The sequence below is a fragment of the Nocardia sp. NPDC050717 genome (assembly GCF_040654275.1).
GTDB lineage: Bacteria > Actinomycetota > Actinomycetes > Mycobacteriales > Mycobacteriaceae > Nocardia.
Genome location: NZ_JBFAHR010000001.1, coordinates 755,725 through 772,775, shown reverse-complemented (window position 1 = coordinate 772,775; position 17,051 = coordinate 755,725). Strand labels below are relative to the sequence as shown.

Annotated in this window: 12 protein-coding genes; 9 read left to right on the top strand and 3 right to left on the bottom strand. The window is 71.1% G+C overall.

The features are described from left to right. Positions 1-181: 181 nt before the first annotated feature. Complete coding sequence (locus AB0H56_RS03575) at positions 182-2,233, bottom strand: thioredoxin domain-containing protein (RefSeq protein WP_357156633.1); 2,052 nt, start codon at positions 2,231-2,233, stop codon at positions 182-184. Positions 2,234-2,306: 73 nt separating this feature from the next. Then, positions 2,307-3,527: a DUF418 domain-containing protein gene (locus AB0H56_RS03570; RefSeq protein WP_357156631.1), complete on the bottom strand. Its 1,221-nt coding sequence runs from the start codon at positions 3,525-3,527 to the stop codon at positions 2,307-2,309. Between the two features lie 77 nt (positions 3,528-3,604). Between AB0H56_RS03570 and AB0H56_RS03565 the strand changes: the two genes are divergently transcribed. From AB0H56_RS03565 to AB0H56_RS03525, 9 genes are all read left to right on the top strand, one after another. Further along, positions 3,605-4,345, top strand: a complete 741-nt coding sequence (locus AB0H56_RS03565; protein ID WP_357156629.1) for a TetR/AcrR family transcriptional regulator — start codon at positions 3,605-3,607, stop codon at positions 4,343-4,345. 135 nt (positions 4,346-4,480) lie between these two features. Continuing rightward, positions 4,481-5,665 carry an MFS transporter gene (locus AB0H56_RS03560; RefSeq protein WP_357156627.1) on the top strand — a complete coding sequence of 395 codons (1,185 nt, stop codon included), beginning with the start codon at positions 4,481-4,483 and terminating at the stop codon, positions 5,663-5,665. A gap of 29 nt (positions 5,666-5,694) precedes the next feature. After that, positions 5,695-6,924, top strand: coding sequence for an aminotransferase class I/II-fold pyridoxal phosphate-dependent enzyme (locus tag AB0H56_RS03555; RefSeq protein WP_357156625.1), 1,230 nt, complete (start codon positions 5,695-5,697; stop codon positions 6,922-6,924). After that, a complete protein-coding gene (locus AB0H56_RS03550) occupies positions 6,921-8,486 on the top strand; it encodes a carboxyl transferase domain-containing protein (protein WP_357156623.1) in 1,566 nt (521 codons plus the stop codon). The genes AB0H56_RS03555 and AB0H56_RS03550 overlap by 4 nt, the downstream gene beginning before the upstream one ends. Continuing rightward, positions 8,483-10,423, top strand: coding sequence for a biotin carboxylase N-terminal domain-containing protein (locus tag AB0H56_RS03545; protein WP_357156621.1), 1,941 nt, complete (start codon positions 8,483-8,485; stop codon positions 10,421-10,423). Before AB0H56_RS03550 ends, AB0H56_RS03545 begins: the two co-directional genes overlap by 4 nt. After that, on the top strand, positions 10,423-12,057 hold the full coding sequence (locus AB0H56_RS03540; protein WP_357157847.1) for an ABC transporter substrate-binding protein: 1,635 nt from the start codon (positions 10,423-10,425) through the stop codon (positions 12,055-12,057). The genes AB0H56_RS03545 and AB0H56_RS03540 overlap by 1 nt, the downstream gene beginning before the upstream one ends. 156 nt (positions 12,058-12,213) lie before the next feature. Then, positions 12,214-13,224 carry an ABC transporter permease gene (locus tag AB0H56_RS03535; RefSeq protein WP_357156619.1) on the top strand — a complete coding sequence of 337 codons (1,011 nt, stop codon included), beginning with the start codon at positions 12,214-12,216 and terminating at the stop codon, positions 13,222-13,224. 244 nt (positions 13,225-13,468) lie between these two features. Then, complete coding sequence (locus AB0H56_RS03530; protein WP_357156617.1) at positions 13,469-14,329, top strand: ABC transporter permease; 861 nt, start codon at positions 13,469-13,471, stop codon at positions 14,327-14,329. Then, entirely contained in the window at positions 14,326-16,140 is a 1,815-nt protein-coding gene (locus tag AB0H56_RS03525; RefSeq protein WP_357156615.1) for a dipeptide ABC transporter ATP-binding protein, read from the top strand. Before AB0H56_RS03530 ends, AB0H56_RS03525 begins: the two co-directional genes overlap by 4 nt. A gap of 34 nt (positions 16,141-16,174) precedes the next feature. On the opposite strand, the gene AB0H56_RS03520 is transcribed toward AB0H56_RS03525, so the two are convergent. Further along, a complete protein-coding gene (locus tag AB0H56_RS03520; RefSeq protein ID WP_357156613.1) occupies positions 16,175-17,047 on the bottom strand; it encodes a type II CAAX endopeptidase family protein in 873 nt (290 codons plus the stop codon). Positions 17,048-17,051 lie beyond the last annotated feature (4 nt).

Genomic DNA, 17,051 nt, shown 5'->3' with positions numbered 1-17,051 from the left:
GCCGCGCGGGCTCGCACCCGACGAGCCCGGGCAGCGCTCGGGCCGCAGCACCGCCACGAGCCCAGCCGCACTCAGGACCGCGGCGCTGTCGCGGCAGGACCGCGGCACTGTCGCCAGCCGACCGGGCTCGAGCGGGCTCACGCGCCCAGCGGCGTGACCAGCCGACCGGGCTCGAGCGGGCTCACGCGCCCAGCGCCGTGGCCAGGGCGGTCGGGTCGGTGACCGGGAGGTCGCAGACCGAGCCTCGGCAGACGTAGGCGGCGGGGGCGTCGTTGACCAGAGGGCGGTCGGTCAGCAGCGGGGCCGTGTTCGGGGGGCCCGCCAGGACGATGGCGCCGCCGGGGGCGTTGGTGCGGGCGGTGGCGAGGAGTTCGGTGGCGGCGGAGGACTTCTCGGTGGCGGTGATGGCCACCTGGAGCGGGCCGCGGACCGAGGCCTCGGCCACGGCGAGCCAGTGACCCGCCGTGCGCGGGGCGCGGGCGAGCAGGACGGCGCCGCGGGCGAGGGTCTGGTCGGCGAGTTCGCGGTAGTGGACGGCGCGTTCGGTCTCGGCCACGGCCGAGGCGGTGAGCAGGGCCTCGGCCAGGGCGGAGGCGCCGGCCGGGGTGGCACCGTCGACGGGGTCGCGCGGACGGGCCACCAGGGTCTCGGCGTCGTCGGCGGTGTCGAACCAGCTGCCCGGCCGTTCGGGATCGGCGAAGTGCTCGATCACGCTGTCCAGCAACACCTGTGCGGCGGCGAGCCAGTCGGCCTCGCCGGTGGCCTGGTACAGCGCGAGCAGGCCGGTGGCGAGCCAGGCGTAGTCCTCGAGCACACCGGGCGGGGCGCCTGCCACGCCGTCGAGGGAGGCGCGGCGCAGGCGACCGTCGACCAGGTGGACGTCGAGCAGGAAGCGGGCGCAGCGCACGGCGGCCGCCACCCACGACGGTTCCTCCAGTGCCGCACCGGCTTCGGCGAGGGCGGTGACCACCATGCCGTTCCAGGCGGTGACCACCTTGTCGTCGCGGGCGGGCTGTGGACGCTGGTCGCGCAGTTCCCGCAGCCGGGTACGGAGCCGGTCGAAGCGGGCCGACTGTTCGACGTCGACCGGGTCGCTGCGCCGGGTGAGCACCGAGGTGCCCTGTTCGAAGTTGCCGCCGGTGCTGACCCCGAAGGCCTCGGCGGCCCAGACACCGTCGAGCGGGCCGAGGTCGCCGATGAGCTCGGCGGGCGTCCACACATAGGTGGCGCCTTCGACACCGGGGCCGCCGGGTTCGAGCTGGGTGTCGGCGTCCAGGGCCGAGGCGAAGGCGCCCTCGGCGGTCGCCAGGTCGGCCAGCAGGAATTCGACGGTCTCACGAGAGACCCGGTGCGGCAACGATTCCAGCGGCGTCGCGGGCACGCGCCGGGCCAGGTGCGCGTAGGCGCGCAGCAGCAGGGCGTTGTCGTAGAGCATCTTCTCGAAGTGCGGGATCAGCCAGCCCGCGTCGACGGAATAGCGGGCGAAACCGCCACGCAACTGGTCATAGATGCCGCCGCGGGCCATCGCCTCCGCGGTGCGCTCCACGAGGTCGAACACCGCCTGGTCGCCGGTGCGCTCCCAGTGCCGCAGCAACCCCTCCAGCATGGCCGAGGGCGGGAACTTCGGCGCCCCACCGAAACCGCCGTGCTCGCGGTCCTCGTCGGCGGCGATCGCCTGCACGGCGCGTTCGAGAAGCTCTGGCACCACGGCGAATTCGGCGTCGGGCAGACCGGTGGCCTGTCCGCGCAGCGCCTCGGTGACCTGGTCGGCGGCCTGGTCGACATCCGCGCGCCGGGTGGTCCAGGTGTCGGTGATCGCGCTGAGCAGCTGGGTGAACGAGGGCATCCCGCCCCGCGGCTGCTTCGGGTAGTAGGTGCCGCAGTAGAAGGGGGCGCCGTCCGGGGTGAGGAAGCAGGTCATCGGCCAGCCGCCCTGGCCGGTCATGGCGACGGTCGCGTTCATGTACACCGCGTCCAGGTCGGGTCGTTCCTCCCGGTCGACCTTCACGCACACGAATCCGGCGTTCATCTGCTCGGCGGTCGCGGCGTCCTCGAACGACTCGTGCGCCATCACGTGGCACCAGTGACACGACGCGTACCCGACCGACAGCAGGATCGGCACATCCCGCGCGGCCGCCTCGGCCAGCGCATCGGCGTCCCACTCCCGCCAATGCACCGGGTTGTCGGCGTGCTGACGCAGATACGGTGAAGTCGCGCTACCCAACCGGTTCACGCTGCCAGCGTGCCACAACCGCCGAGACCCCTGCGACACCCCATGGACCGCGCGCCGCCGAGTCCGGACAACCTCACCCGACCCGGTCCGGCGCGGCCCGCCACGCGGGGCGGTGGCCGATCGTCATCCAGCGCAGGGCGTACTCCGCCGGGCCGTACCGGAACCATCGCAACCACAGCGCGCTCGCGCCCAGCTGCGCGGCGAATATCAGCACGGCCACGAGCAGGGTCTCACCCGGCGAAAGACGTCCTGCCGCACCGAATCCGACACCGGTGAAGATCAGCAGCCCGATCGCGGACTGCCCCAGGTAGTTGGTCAGGGCGATGCGCCCCGCGGGCGCGAGCGCCGAGCGCAGCCAGGCCGTGCGCGGGCTGTGCATCAGCCGCAGCAGGGTGGCGACATAGGCGGCGGCGAGCAGCGGCGCGGTGGCCACGCCGGCGGCGACGGCGAGCGGCTGCCCGTTTCCGCCGCCGAGGGCGTAAAGCAGTCCGCCGGTCAGGCCCACCGGGAAGCCGATCCACTGGATCCGCCGCAGGATCGGTTCGTCCCCGGTGATCCCCGCCAGCAGCCGCCGCCGTCCCGCGACCATGCCGAGCAGGAACATCGCGAGCGCGGTCGGTCCCTGCATGCTGACAGCCTGCAGGACGAGCAGTCCGACACCGTCCAGATTGTGGCCGATGACCTCCGGCCAGCCCCCGAGCATCGCCGCGGTGGACCGCTCCGCGGCGGCCAGCGCCTCCTCGGCCGAGGGCAGCACGGCCGACGCGTCGAGGAACAGCCCGCTCAGCACCAGACTCAGCAGCACGACGCCGTAGAGGGCGGCGGCCACCCGCAGCGCGGTGCGGTCCCGGCATCCCCGCATCCAGAACAGCACCAGGCAGACCAGCGCGTAGGTGGTGAGGATGTCGCCGCCGTAGAGGAACACGATGTGCAGCACGCCGAGGACGAACAGCCCGGCCACGCGCCGCAGCATGCGCGGGGCGAACGCGGCACCGGCCGCCGCGGCCGAGGTCATCTGCAGGGTGAAGCTGTAGCCGAACAGGAACGAGAACAGCACGTAGAACTTCATGTCGACCAGGACCGACGACAGGCCGCGGACGAGGTCGTCGACGGGCGAGGTGTAGGCCGGGTCGATCACCAGATTCCCCGGGTAGCCCGAGGCCATGAACGTGATGTTGACGAGCAGGATCCCGAGCAACGCGAAGCCGCGCAGCGCGTCCACGTCGTGCACCCGAGCTCCCGAAACCACCTGCTGATCGGTCATGCCGTTGCCTGCCTCTACCTGCGCGAACAATTACTATCCGTTGGATACTATCTAAGAGATACTAATAAGGGCGATAGTATTCGCCGAACCGTGAGGAGGGAGTGACCGTGACGGCCGACGAGGCGGTGCCCACCGACCTGGGCAGGCTCTGGCGGATTCCCGCCCCGGCCAAGCTCGGGCGGCGGGCCGAACTCGACGTCGACACCGTCGTCCGCACGGCCGTCGAACTGGCCGACCGGGACGGACTCGACGAGGTGACCCTGCCGAAAGTCGCCGCGGCCCTCGGCTTCACGAAGATGGCCCTCTACCGCTATGTGGGCTCGAAGAACGAACTGTTCGAGCTGATGTCGGATCTGGCGCTCGGCCCCGCGCCGGAGATCACCACCGAACCGGGCCGGTGGCGCGAGGGGCTGCGCCGGTGGGCCGACGCACTGCGGGCCGGCTTCGCCGAACACCCCTGGGTACCGCAACTGCCGATCACCGGACCGCCGCGCGGACCGCACGCGATCGGCTGGCTCGACGCCGGACTGCGCACCCTCGCCGCGACCGGCCTGGACTGGGGCACCAAGCTGGGCATCGTGATGCTGGTGAGCATGCACGTGCGGCAATCGAGCCTGCTCACCCAGCAGCTGACCGACGGGCGGCAGGGCACCGGCCTGGACGAGGCACAGGTCAACGCGAACTACGGCAGGGCACTGGCCGAACTCGTCGATCCGGGCCGCTTCCCCGAGGTGGCCCAGCTCCTGGCCGCCCCGGTGTTCCAGACGCCGCCCGAGAGCCCGGACGACGCCGACTACGTCTTCGGCCTTGACCTCATCCTCAACGGTGTCGCCGCGGAGATCGCGTGATACCGCGCGCCGAAAGGTCTTGTCGCACGCGAAATCAGCGTGATCGCAACCATGTCCGGCGCTGTCCGCGGTCCGTATATCTGTAACCCGGAATGCACGCGCCGCGCCGCGGCGCGGTTCAGCTGAGGGGGCGCAGTGACCGTGGGACTGGAGACGGGCGAGGCGTCGACAGCGACGCAGCGGGCCGTCGTCACCGCCGCGTGCGGCGCCGTGGTCGCCGCCCAGATGGCGACGACGATCTACCTCCCCGGCATGCCGGCACTCGGCGCGGACATCGGCGCCGACGAGGGCGTGCTGCAGCTGTCGGTGGCGGTGTTCGTGGTGTTCGCCGCGCTGCCGGTCGTCGCGTGGGGCAGGGCCGCCGAGCGGTTCGGGCGCGTGCCCGCGTTCGTCGCGGCGGGCGCCTTGTTCGTGCTGGCCAGCGCGGCCCTGGCGTTCATCACGAACGCGCCGGAGCTGCTCGGGCTGCGCGTGGCGCAGGCGATCGGGGCGGGTGGCATCGCCGTCATCGGACGGGTCATGGTCAAGGACCTGTTCGCGGGTGCCGACCTCGCCCGCCAGCTCGCGCTGCTGTCGATGGCCTTCGTCGTCGCGCTCGGCGGCGGGCAGGTGATCGGCGGCATCGTCACCTCGACGGTCGGCTGGCGCTACGGATTCGCCGTGCTGGCCGTGCTCGCGGCGATCCCGGTGCTGTTCACGCTGCGCATCTCGCTACCGAAACCACCACCGGCGCAGCGGATCCCGGCCCGGCGTTTCCTCGGTGACCGCGTTTTCCGCACCAGCGCGGTGGCCGGCGGGATCGGCTTCGCGATCGTGGTGCTGATCCAGCAGAAGTCCGCCTTCGTCTTCGCGGGCGTGTTCGCGCTGCCGCCCTGGGTCTTCGGCCTGTTCGGCGTGCTCTACGGCGCCGCCTACCTCGGCGGCGCGACCTATGTGCGCCGCTCGGTGCGCAGGCTCGGCGCGCGCGCCATGATGCGCCACGGCGCCTGGATCATGGTGGCCGGCTGCGCGCTGATCGCCGCCGCCTGGGTGGTCGAGCTGCCGAGGGCGCTCGCGCTGCCGCTGTTCCTGGCCGGCTACATCACCACGACCTTCGGACAGGCGACGCTGTTCCCGAACAGCGCCGCGCACGCCGTCAGCCACCTCACCGCGGGCGCCGCGATCGCGGTCTCCTGGTGCGCGCTGATCCAGCAGGGCCTGGCGGGCATCGCCTCGCTGGCCGGGCCCGCGCTGTCCGGGCTGCTCGCCTGGTCCCTCGTCCTCACCCTGCTCGCCGTCGTGAACATCGCGCTCGTGCGGGCCCCCGAATCCACTCCCTGACGTACCTCGCCAGCAAAGGAACAACGCCAGTGGTCAGTCATCACTTCGCCAATATCCGTAGGCAGCTGCACACGAGTAACACCTTCTGGGACGACAGCACCGCGCACGGTCTGGTCGACATCGTCGCGACCGACATGCGCGACGGCACGGTGCACGACCGCGACGGCCGCGCCATCGTCAACTTCTCCTCCTACTCCTACCTCGGCCTCGACAGCGACCCGCGCATCGTCGCGGGCGCGCACCGCGGCCTCGACGAGACCGCGACGCTCAATTCCTCCATCTCCCGCATGCGCATTCGGCTCAGCCTGCTGGAGGAGGCCGAGCAGCGCCTGACGCGGACCTTCGGCGCCAGCGCCGTCACCGTGTCGTCCTGTGCGGCGGCCGCCTGGGCGACCCTGCCGCTGCTCGCCTCCGGCGAACTCACCGGCGGCCAGGCGCCGCTGATGGTGTTCGACAAGAACGCGCACTTCTGCCTGAACGCGATGAAACCCCTGGTGGCCGACGAGACCGAGCTGGTCACCATCGCGCACAACGACATCGAGGCGCTGGAGAAGCTGTGCCGTGAGCACCCCGTGGTCGCCTACGTCGCCGACGGCGTCTACAGCACCGGTGGCGGCGCACCGCTGGCCGACCTGCACCGCCTCCAGGACACCTACGGTCTGTTCCTGTATTTCGATGAGGCGCACGGCATCTCGACACTCGGCCGGGGCGGGCGCGGCTATGTGCTCGGCGCCTACGAGGGCTGGCGCGAGCGCACGCTCGTGATCGCCTCGCTCAACAAGGGATTCGGCGCCAGCGGCGGCGTGATCTTCTTCGGCGCCGCCGACGACGACTCCCGCAAGGCCACCCTGCTGCGCACCAGCGGCCCGCTGATGTGGTCGCAGCGGGTGAACACCGCGGGCCTGGGCGCGATCGTCGCCGCGTGCGACCTGCACGACGACGGCACCGTCGACCGGTTGCAAGCCGACCTGCGTGAACGGGTCCGGCTGTTCGACGCACTCGTCGACACGGAACTGGCCGGGGACGGCCTGCCCATCCGCTTCGTCGAGCTCGGCCGCGAGGACGTCACCGTGGCGGTGGCCCGCGACATGCTCGACGCCGGGTTCTACACCTCCCCCATCTTCTTCCCGATCATCCGCCGCGGCAGCGCGGGCCTGCGCCTGATGCTGCGCGCCGACCTCGATCCCGACACCATCCGCCGGTTCGCCGACACCCTCGCCGCGAGCCTGGCCGCGCATCGCGAGGAGCTGCCGGTATGACCGTCACCATCGAGAACACCCTCGGTTTCGAGGCCCAGCGCACGCTGCTGCGCGAGCACACGGCCGGGATCGTCACCTCACGCCGTCGGCCCGACGACACGAAACTGTCCGTGCGCGAACGAGTCGACCGGGTGCTCGATCCGGGCACGCCGTTCCTGGAGATCGGCAGGCTGGCCGCGCACGAGGTGTACGACACCGATCTGCCCGCCGCGGCGCTGGTCGTCGGCATCGGCGCCATCCACGGCAGGCCGTGCATGATCTTCGCCAACGATCCGCACGTCAAGGGCGGCACCTACTATCCGCTCACCATCAAGAAGCAGCTGCGCGGGCAGAAGCTGGCGCGCGAATACCGCTTGCCGTGCGTGTATCTCGCCGATTCCGGGGGCATCTATCTGCCACTGCAGGAGGAGATCTTCCCGGACGAGGAACACCTCGGGAAGATGTTCCGCAATATCGCAGAGATGTCGGCGATGGGTCTGCCGCAGATCTCGGCGGTCCTCGGTATCTGCACCGCGGGCGGGGCCTACATCCCGGCGATGAGCGACGAGACCGTGATGGTGCAGGGCCTGAGCACGGTGTTCCTCGGCGGCCCGCAGCTGGTGGAGGCCGCGACCGGCGTGCGCGTCGACGCGCAGACCCTCGGCGGCGCCGACCTGCACGTGCGGGAGACGGCGGTGGCCGATCATCTCGCGGTCAACGAGGTCGAGGCGCTGGCGATGGTGCGCGACATCGTCGCCCGCACGCCGGGTGACGCGGTCTTGCCGCCCGCCTTCGCCGCCCTCGAACCCGCCGACGACCCTGCGCGCCTGCCCAGCCTGATTCCGGCGACCACCAAGAAGGAGATGGACGTCCGGGCGATCCTGCGCTGCGTCGTCGACGCGGGCTCCTGGGTCGAGTACCGCCGCGACTACGGCATCACCATCGTGTGCGCCACCGCGCGGATCGCGGGGTACGAGGTGGGCATCATCGCCAACCAGGGCGTGATCTTCCCCGACAGCGCGCTCAAGGCCACCAACTTCATCCAGATCTGCGACCAGCGGCGCATCCCACTGTTGTTCGTGCACAACGTGAGTGGGTTCATGGTCGGCGAGCAGTACGAGCGGGCCGGGATCGCCAAGCACGGGGCGAAGATGGTCAACGCCGTCTCCTGCGCGAGCGTGCCCAAGATCTCGCTGGTGATCGGCGGCAGTTTCGGCGCCGCCAATTTCGCGATGTCGGGGCGGTCGATGGGCGGGCAGTTCATGGCGATGTGGCCCAATGCCCGCTCCACCGGTGTCGGCGGCGAGCAGGCGGCCGCGGTGATGGCGATCCTCAAGCGCGACCGGCTGCGCCGCGAGGGCAAGGAACTCAGCCCCGCCGCCGAGGCCGCCATCAAGCAGCCGATCATCGACAGCTTCGAACGCCAGTCGCTGCCCACCTACATCGCCGCGCGCATGTGGATCGACGCGGTAGTCGAGCCGGAGGACACGCGGGACTGGCTGGCCCGGTGCCTGTCGCTGTCGCACGAACGCTGGGACCGGCCCGCGCCGGCGGCAGCGAAGTTCGGGGTGTTCCGGCTGTGATCGCACGTCTGCTCATCGCGAACAGGGGCGAGGTCGCCGCCCGGATCGCGCGCACCTGCGACCGGCTCGGCATCGAGTACGCGACGGTGACCGTGGCCGAGGACCGCGACCTCACCTATCACGCCGCGGCGGTGTCGACGGTGGAACTGCCCACCGGCGGCCACCTCGACGCGCAGGCGCTGATTCGCGCGGCCACCGAAACAGGCTGCGACGCCGTGCATCCCGGCTACGGATTCCTGTCCGAGAACGCCGAGTTCGCGCGGGCGGTGCGGGCGGCCGGGCTGGTCTTCGTCGGGCCCAGTTCCCGGGTGATCGAGTCCATGGCCGACAAGGCCTCGGCGCGGCGGGTGATGGCCGAGGCCGGGGTGCCCGTGCTGCCCGGAACCGCGCACGCCAGTGCCGACATCGACGCGCTGGTCGAGTCGGCGGCAGGCATCGGCTATCCGCTGATCATCAAGCCGGCGGGTGGCGGCGGCGGCAAGGGCATGTCGGTGCTGTACTCCCCCAACGGTTTGCGCGAGGCGCTCGCCTCGGCCTCGCGCACCGCGATCGCGGCCTTCGCCGACGGCCGGCTGCACCTGGAACGCTATGTGGAGCAGGCGCGCCACATCGAGGTGCAGGTGTTCGGTGACGAATTCGGCGGCGCCGTCCATCTTTTCGACCGCGACTGCTCGCTGCAGCGCAGGCATCAGAAGGTGATCGAGGAGGCCCCGGCGCCGCGCATCCCGGAGCCGGTGCGCGCGGCGATGTTCCACGCGGCCGTGCAGGGCACGAAGGCGTTGCAGTACGTGGGTGCGGGCACCTTCGAGTTCCTGCTGGTCGGCGACGAGTTCTTCTTCATCGAGATGAACACCCGCCTGCAGGTGGAGCACACGGTCACCGAGGAGATCACCGGCATCGACCTGGTGGAATGGCAGTTGCGGGTGGCCGCAGGCGAATCGCTGCCCGCCACACAGGACCAGATCAGCTACACCGGCGCGTCGGTGCAGGTGCGGATGTACGCCGAGGACCCGTTCCGCGCCTTCCTGCCGTGCCCAGGCGAGCTCGAGGTGACGCACTGGCCCGCAGTGCGCGCCGAGCGGGCCTTCACCCGAAAGCTGCGGGTCACCGGCGGTTTCGACCCGATGATCGCCAAGCTCGTCGCGACCGGCGCCACCAGGGAAGAGGCGCTGGCCACGGCCCGGCGGGCGAGCCTGGACCTGCGCTGGACCGGCATCTCGACCAACCTCGGCTTCGCCGCCCGGGTGCTGGCGGCGCCGATCGTCGCCGCGGCCGAACACGACACGGCCTATCTCGATCGGATCGACCCCGTCACCGAATTCGGCGACCCGGACGAGGTCGCGGCGCTCGCCGTCGGCGGCCTGCTCAGCGCGCCGGCCCCGGTGACGCCGTGGTCACCCGGCGCGCCCACCGGCGACCGGAGCTGGCTCGATCCCGACGACGGTGATCTCGGCGGCATCGACCTCACCGTCGACGGACGCCCGTTCACCGTGCGGGTGCGCGGCTACGACGGCGACACCGTGCTGCTGCGCGTCCCGGCCGGGGACGGCGATTCGACGCACCGGGTTCTCGCCGACGGAGACGACGTCACTGTCGACGAGAACGCGGTCGTCGTCCGCAGGCGGGGCGCGGGCTGGGAGTGCCAGGTCGCCGGCGTCACCAGGGAGGTGCGCTACGCCGAGTACCGCGCGCTCGGCGGCGCGGCCGCCGGACCCGAAATCCGTTCGCCCATGCCGGGAACGCTCGTACGGCTGCATGTCGAGTCGGGCGCACCCGTCGAGGAAGGACAGCTGCTCGGCGTGGTGGAGGCCATGAAGCTCGAGCACGAACTCACGGCCTCGCACGCCGGAATCGTCACGGTGAACGCCGCGGAAGGCGCGGTGGTCACCACGGATCAACCATTGTTTCTCATCGAGGAGAGGGGCGCCGCGCTGTGATGCGGACACGCCGACTACTGACAGCACTGGTCGCGGCGACGGCCGTGCTGGTGACCGCGTGCAGCGGAACCGACACCGCCGCACGCGAATCCGCGCAACCCGTCAGCGGTGGCTCGCTGACCTGGGGTGTGGAGACCGAGCCGACCACGCTCAACCCCCACCTCAACGGGCAGAGCAACACCCACCTGATGCTGCGCAACGTCTTCGAGTCGCTGCTGGCCAGGACCACCGACGGCGGCTTCGTCGCCTGGCTGGCCACCGGCCACGAGATCTCCCCCGACGGGCTCACCTACACATTCCCGCTGCGCGAGGGCGTGAAGTTCACCGACGGCTCGCCGCTCACCGCGAGCGCCGTGGCGCGCAACTTCACCACGATGCAGGACGTGTCGTACTCCGGCGGCTGGTCGGCCGGGCCGCTGTCGCACCTGGCCGCGGTGACCGCCCGCGACGAGCGCACCGTGGTGTTCACCCTGAAGGACCCGTACGCCCCGTTCCTCGACTTCGCCGCCGGATTCCCCATCATCTCCCCGGCCGCGTGGGACAAGCCGCAGCTCAAGGCCGGTGGCCCGGAGATCGCGGGCACCGGTCCGTTCATCCTGGACCGCTATGTGAAGGGTCAGGAGCTGCACTTCCGCAAGAACCCGGACTACAACTGGGCGCCGCAGAACGCCAAGCACCAGGGGCCCGCCTACCTCGACGAGGTGACCTACCGGTTCCTGCCCGAGTCGTCGGTGCGCACCGGCGCGCTCACCTCCGGCCAGGTCGACCTGATCGAGGGCGTGTCCGGCAACGACGCCTCGCTGTTCCGCGACAATTCTGACTTCACCTACGCGACCGCGCTGAACAACGGCAGCCCCTACACGCTGTACTGGAACTCGACCTTCGGCCCGACCACCGATGAACGAGTTCGCAAGGCGCTCAACAACTCCGTCGATGTGAACGCCGTGCTGGAATCGATCTACCGTGGCCAGCGCACCCGCGGCTGGGGCATCGCCTCCAGCGTCGACACGCTGTTCTACGACAAGAGCGTCGAAGGCACCTACGGCGCCGACAAGGCGGCCGCCAACCGGCTCCTCGACGAGGCCGGGTGGACCGCGAAGGACGCCGACGGCTACCGGACCAAGGACGGTCAGCGGCTGACCATCGAGCTGGTGCAGGCGCAGTCGACGCTCCGCGACCAGCGCGAGGTGCTGTTGCAGGCGGTGCAGGCGCAGGCCAAGCAGAACGCGGGCATCGACCTGAAGCTGTCGTACGTCGATCTGGGCACCTACAGCGAGCTGCGCAAGAAGAACGCTTTCGGCGCGATCGCCAACTCCGACACCATCACCGGCGGCATCGATATCGAGAACCACTGGTACCCGCCGACACCGCTGGGCACGCTCAACTACAGCCGCGCCACCGATCCCGAACTGTCCGCGTGGCTGAAGGCCGCCGCCTCGACCACCGACAACGCCGAGCGGGCGAAGCAGTACGGGCAGCTGCAGCGGTTCGCGCTCGTCGACAAGGCCTACGGCCTGCCGCTCTACATCCCCGAGAACCAGATCGCGACCGGCGCCCACGTGTACGGCGCGGGATACCGCCCGTACAAGCAGCTTCCGGAGAACGCCTACGACATCTGGGTCGACCGTGGATAACGGGCTCCACCGCCGGCGGGCCGGGCGCGTGCCGGTGTGCGGCCGGGCCCGGACGGCACGCACCGGTCACCGCGACGACGGCGCTCGCCACGGAGCACCGACTACCGGGACGAGGCGCACCGCCGCGAGCGGATGTACGGGATCGGTGCGCCGGTCATGACGGCCGAAGCGCTGGCGCCGGAAGTGACGGCACCGGCCGACACCGCGAGACGCGGTGCGCGGGCCGGCGCCGTCACCCGGATCGCGCTGCGTGTGGCCACCGGCGTCGGTGTGCTGTGGGGCGCGATCACGCTCTCGTTCCTCGGCGTGCGGCTCGCACCCGGTGACACGGTCGACGTGCTGCTCGGCGAGCAGCCGCGCACGCCGGAGGTGGAGGCCGCCATCCGCGCCGAGTGGGGCCTCGACAGTCCGGCGATCGTGCAGTACTTCCGCTACCTGTGGCACGTGGCGCAGGGCGATTTCGGGCGGTCGTATGTGTTGCAGCGGCCGGTGGCCGAGGTCATCGGCTCGCAGGCCGGTCCGACGCTCGCGCTCACCGGCGCCGCGTTGCTCGTCGCGCTGGTGTTCGCCGTCGCGGTCGCGACGACCACCGCGCGGCGGCGCCGAGCGCGAGCCGTCGCCAATGCCGTTGAGCTGGCGCTGGTCTCGACGCCGGCGTTCTGGCTCGGCATCGTGCTGCTGGCGGTGTTCAGCTTCCAGCTGAAGATCTTCCCGGTGGCGGCGAACAAGGGACTCGCCGCCCTGGTGCTGCCCGCGCTCGCGCTCGGCCTGTCGCTCGGCGCGGTGATCTCGCAGGTGCTGCGCGACGGGCTCGAACGGGCCCTCGACGAGCCGTTCGCGGTGACGGTGCGCTCCTGGTCGGTGAGCGAGACGCAGCTGCGCGTTCGGCACGGCCTGCGCCACGCCGCCCTGCCCGCCGTCACCCTGACCGGCTGGCTCGTCGGCGGACTGCTGGGTGGAGCGGTGATCATCGAGGAGGTCTTCGGCCGCCCCGGGTTGGGTCGCATCACCGTGGAAGCGGTACTGGCCCAGGACCTTCCGGTCGTGCTGGCCGTAGCGATCCTGTCGGCCTTCGTGTACGTGGTGATCAGTACGGCGGTCGACCTGCTGTACCTGGTCCTCGATCCCCGACTGCGCCGCGACTCGGCGGGCGGTGATGGCGCGTGATCGCCTCGATTTCTCACGAGATCAACACGTGGACTTCACTTCTCGCCGTGGCTATGCGCCCACCGGCAACCCGGCCGTGCGCACGGGCGTCCGTCAGCAGAGGGCGGACGGGCTCGGCTGTCGGCGTGACGGGCCTGCGCAGGAAACCGCTGGGCTTCACCCTTGGTGCGGGCGACCCGGCCGAGCGGAGAGCGTCCGGTGGTCGAGGTGACCGGCGTGCTCGCCAGATCTCCGGAGGTGCGTCATGACGACAGCTCTTTCGCTGCGAGCCCGGATCGCCGACCAGGCGAACGGATTCGGTATCACGCCCGGCGTCGCTGTCGCCGGGTTGACGATCGGGCTGGTCGCGATCGCGGTGGTCGCGCCAGGCGTACTCGCCGGGAGCGATCCGCTCGCCGCCGATCCACTCGCCGCCCAGCTCGCGCCGAGCGCGCAGCACTGGTTCGGCACCGATCATCTGGGGCGTGACGTGTTCAGCCGGGTCGTGCACGGTGCGCGGTATTCGCTGCTCATCGGGGTCACAGCGGTCGCACTCGCGGTGGTGGCCGGTTCTCTCCTCGGGCTGCTGGCCGGGCTGGCACGCGGGCGGCTCGACGAGCTGATCACCCGATTCCTCGATGTGGTCTCCTCGTTCCCCGACCTGCTGCTGGCATTGGTGCTGATCTCGTTCACCGGGCCCGGCACCACCAACCTGATCTTCGCGCTCGGCATCGCCTCGATCCCCAGGTTCGCGCGGGTGGTGCGTGCGCAGACCCTCGTCGTGCAGGAATCCGGATATGTCGAGCAGGCACGGACTTTCGGGCTCACCAGAGCCACGTTGGTGTGGCGGCACGTCCTGCCCCACGCGGTGGCACAGGTCCCGATCCTGGCCACCATCGGCCTCGGCACCGCCATTCTCGGCGCGGCCGGTCTGAGCTTCCTCGGCATGGGACCGCAACCGCCGGAACCGGAATGGGGCGCCATGCTCGCCGAGGGCCGCAACTATCTGCGCAACGCCTGGTGGATCGGCGTCCTGCCCGGGGTGGCGGTGACGGCGACGGTGATCGCGGTGAGCTCGCTGGGGCGGCACTGGCAACGGCACTACGACGGAAGGCCCTCGGTATGAGTCTGCTCGCGATCGAGAATCTGCGGATCAGCTTCCCGTCGAAAGATGGTGTGCGCGAGGTGGTTCACGGCGTCGACCTGCGGATCGAGCCGGGCGAGGCGGTCGCCCTGGTCGGCGAGTCGGGCTCGGGTAAGTCGGTGACGGCGCGCGCGCTGGTCGGTCTCGCCGGTGCGGGCGCGCGGGTCGGTGCCGACACGTTCGACCTGTTCGGTCAGGACGCCCGCGGTCATCGGGAACGACAGTGGCGCCGGATCCGCGGCAGCGCCATCGGATTCGTGCTCCAAGACGCGCTCGTCTCCCTCGACCCGCTCGGCTCGGTCGGCGCGCAGCTGGCCGAGGTCCAGCGCGCGGTGACCGGGCGGGCGAGCACCGCGCGAAGCATCGAACTGCTCACCGCCGTCGGGGTGCCCGAGCCGGAACGCCGCCTGCGCCAGTATCCGCACGAGCTGTCCGGCGGGCTCCGTCAGCGGGTGCTCATCGCGACGGCCATCGCGGGCGATCCCGACCTCATCATCGCCGACGAGCCGACCACCGCGCTCGATGTGACTGTGCAGCAACAGATTCTGGAGCTGCTGCGCGCCCGCAAGGCCGAGGGCACCGCGCTGCTTCTGATCAGCCATGATCTGGCGGTGGTGGCCGAGGTGGCCGATCGGGTACTGGTGATGCGCGCGGGTGAGGTGGTCGAACAGGGCCCCACGCTCGAGGTGCTCACCCGGCCGACCCACCCGTACACGAAGAAGCTGCTCGCGGCGGTGCCGTCGGCCGCGTCGCGGGGATCGAGGCTCTCGGTTCCGGCCGATCCCCCCGTCGAACCGTCCTCACCCGCCCCAGATCAGCCGGCACGGACCGCACCCCCCGAACCAACGTGGACCGCGAAAAGGCAGGCGGCGGGACCAGCGCCGGCAGGGCCGCGAACATCCCCCGAACCAGCGCGAACAGCGAAACAGCAGGCGCCGGCAGGGCCGCGGCTCCCGGCGCCGGACTCACCCACCGCGCACGGAGCCGACCGTCCGCACTCGGTGGACGCGAGCCGCGTGGTGCTCTCGGTCCGGGATCTGCGCAAGACCTACGGATCGGGTGCGGCCGCGCGCACGGTCGTCGACGCGGTCGACTTCGATCTGTTCGCGGGCGAAACCCTCGGCATCGTCGGCGAATCCGGGTCGGGCAAGACCACGACCGCGCGGCTGGCCCTGCGGTTGGTGGCGCCGAGTTCCGGGCGCGTGATCGTCGACGGCAAGCCGTGGAGCGAACTCGCCGAGCGCGAGCTGCGGCCCCTGCGCGGCGCGGCGCAGCTGATCGCGCAGGACCCACTCAGCTCGTTCGATCCGCGCTACACCGTCGAGCGGGTGATCGGCGAGAGCCTGGACACCGTCGACGTGCGCGGCGCCGCCCGAGCGAAACGGGTCCGGGAAATCCTCGACGCCGTCGGCCTCGCCCGCGAGGTGCTCGACCGGCACCCGCGCACCCTCTCCGGCGGGCAACGTCAACGGGTCGCCATCGCCCGCGCGCTCGCCCCCAACCCCGCGCTGCTCGTCGCCGACGAGCCGGTCTCCGCCCTCGACGTCTCGGTCCAGGCCCAGATCCTCGACCTGCTCGCCGACCTCCGCGCCGACTTCGGCACCGCCCTGCTGCTCATCTCGCACGACCTCGGCGTCGTCGCGCACCTCGCCGATCGGGTCCTGGTGATGAAGGACGGTCGCGTCGTCGAATCCGGCGAGGCGGACACGGTGCTGCGCGCGCCCGAGCACGAGTACACCCGCCGCCTGGTCGCCTCGGTGCCGCGTCTGCCCGAGTCGGTCGGCGGTGCGTGATCGGCCCATCCCGATCCGGTGATTCAGCGATGGATCACGCCCAGGTTCGCGAACGCCCCAGTGCCCGGAGCCCCATCACGGCCGCGGCGATCAGCACGGCGGCCACCGCGACGAACACGATCTGTGGCCGGTCCAGCGTGCTGTCACCGGCCAGCAGATACCCAGCGACATTGATCAGCCAGTGCCCGACCGCCGCGACCAGCACACGCTGCCAGAAGCTGCCGGTGCCCAGGTAGCCGAGCACCACGGCGAACGCCATCGTCGCGACGAAGAAGCAAACGGCGATCACCGGGCCCGCGGTGAAGGCCTGCACATGCCACAGCGCCCAGCCCGCCCCGGTCACCGACACCGCGGCGACCTTCGCCATGCGCGATTCCAGCATCGGCTGCATCAGTCCCCGCCACCCGATCTCCTCACCACCGGCTCCGACGACCTGCAGCACCAGGAACGCCGCGAAAGGCACACCGCCGACCGCCGCGGGACCGACGGTGGCCGTGCCCGACACGACCGCGGCGAGCGTGATCAGCGACCAGTACGTCACGCACACCGCGACGATCGCCGCGACGTTCACCCCCACCCGCCGCACGGAGACCGCTCCCGGAAGTACTCCCGAGACCGTTCGCCGGCACATCAGCCACGTCACCAGGGCACCCGCCGCCGGACCGAATTGGACCAGCGACAACGCCGCAGGAGCAATGCCCGAATGCGGCTGCACCGCAAGGAGAATCCCTGAAGCGATCAGCGTGACAAGCACATACACGCACAGGGCGAACCACACCCGCGCGGCCGTCGGTGGCCGCGCCGCGGCGACTCGGCCGGGCGCGGCGCTGTCGGCGGACTCCGCCTGTCCCACCCCGCCCGCGTACGCCCGGCCGGACTCGGTCGTGTTCGCATCAGCCGTACTCACCCGC

Coding starts and splice junctions, on each gene's coding strand:
- AB0H56_RS03540 (WP_357157847.1), top strand. CDS start 10,423: ATGCGGACACGCCGACTACTGACAGCACTGGTCGCGGCGACGGCCGTG.
- AB0H56_RS03530 (WP_357156617.1), top strand. CDS start 13,469: ATGACGACAGCTCTTTCGCTGCGAGCCCGGATCGCCGACCAGGCGAAC.
- AB0H56_RS03525 (WP_357156615.1), top strand. CDS start 14,326: ATGAGTCTGCTCGCGATCGAGAATCTGCGGATCAGCTTCCCGTCGAAA.
- AB0H56_RS03550 (WP_357156623.1), top strand. CDS start 6,921: ATGACCGTCACCATCGAGAACACCCTCGGTTTCGAGGCCCAGCGCACG.
- AB0H56_RS03535 (WP_357156619.1), top strand. CDS start 12,214: ATGACGGCCGAAGCGCTGGCGCCGGAAGTGACGGCACCGGCCGACACC.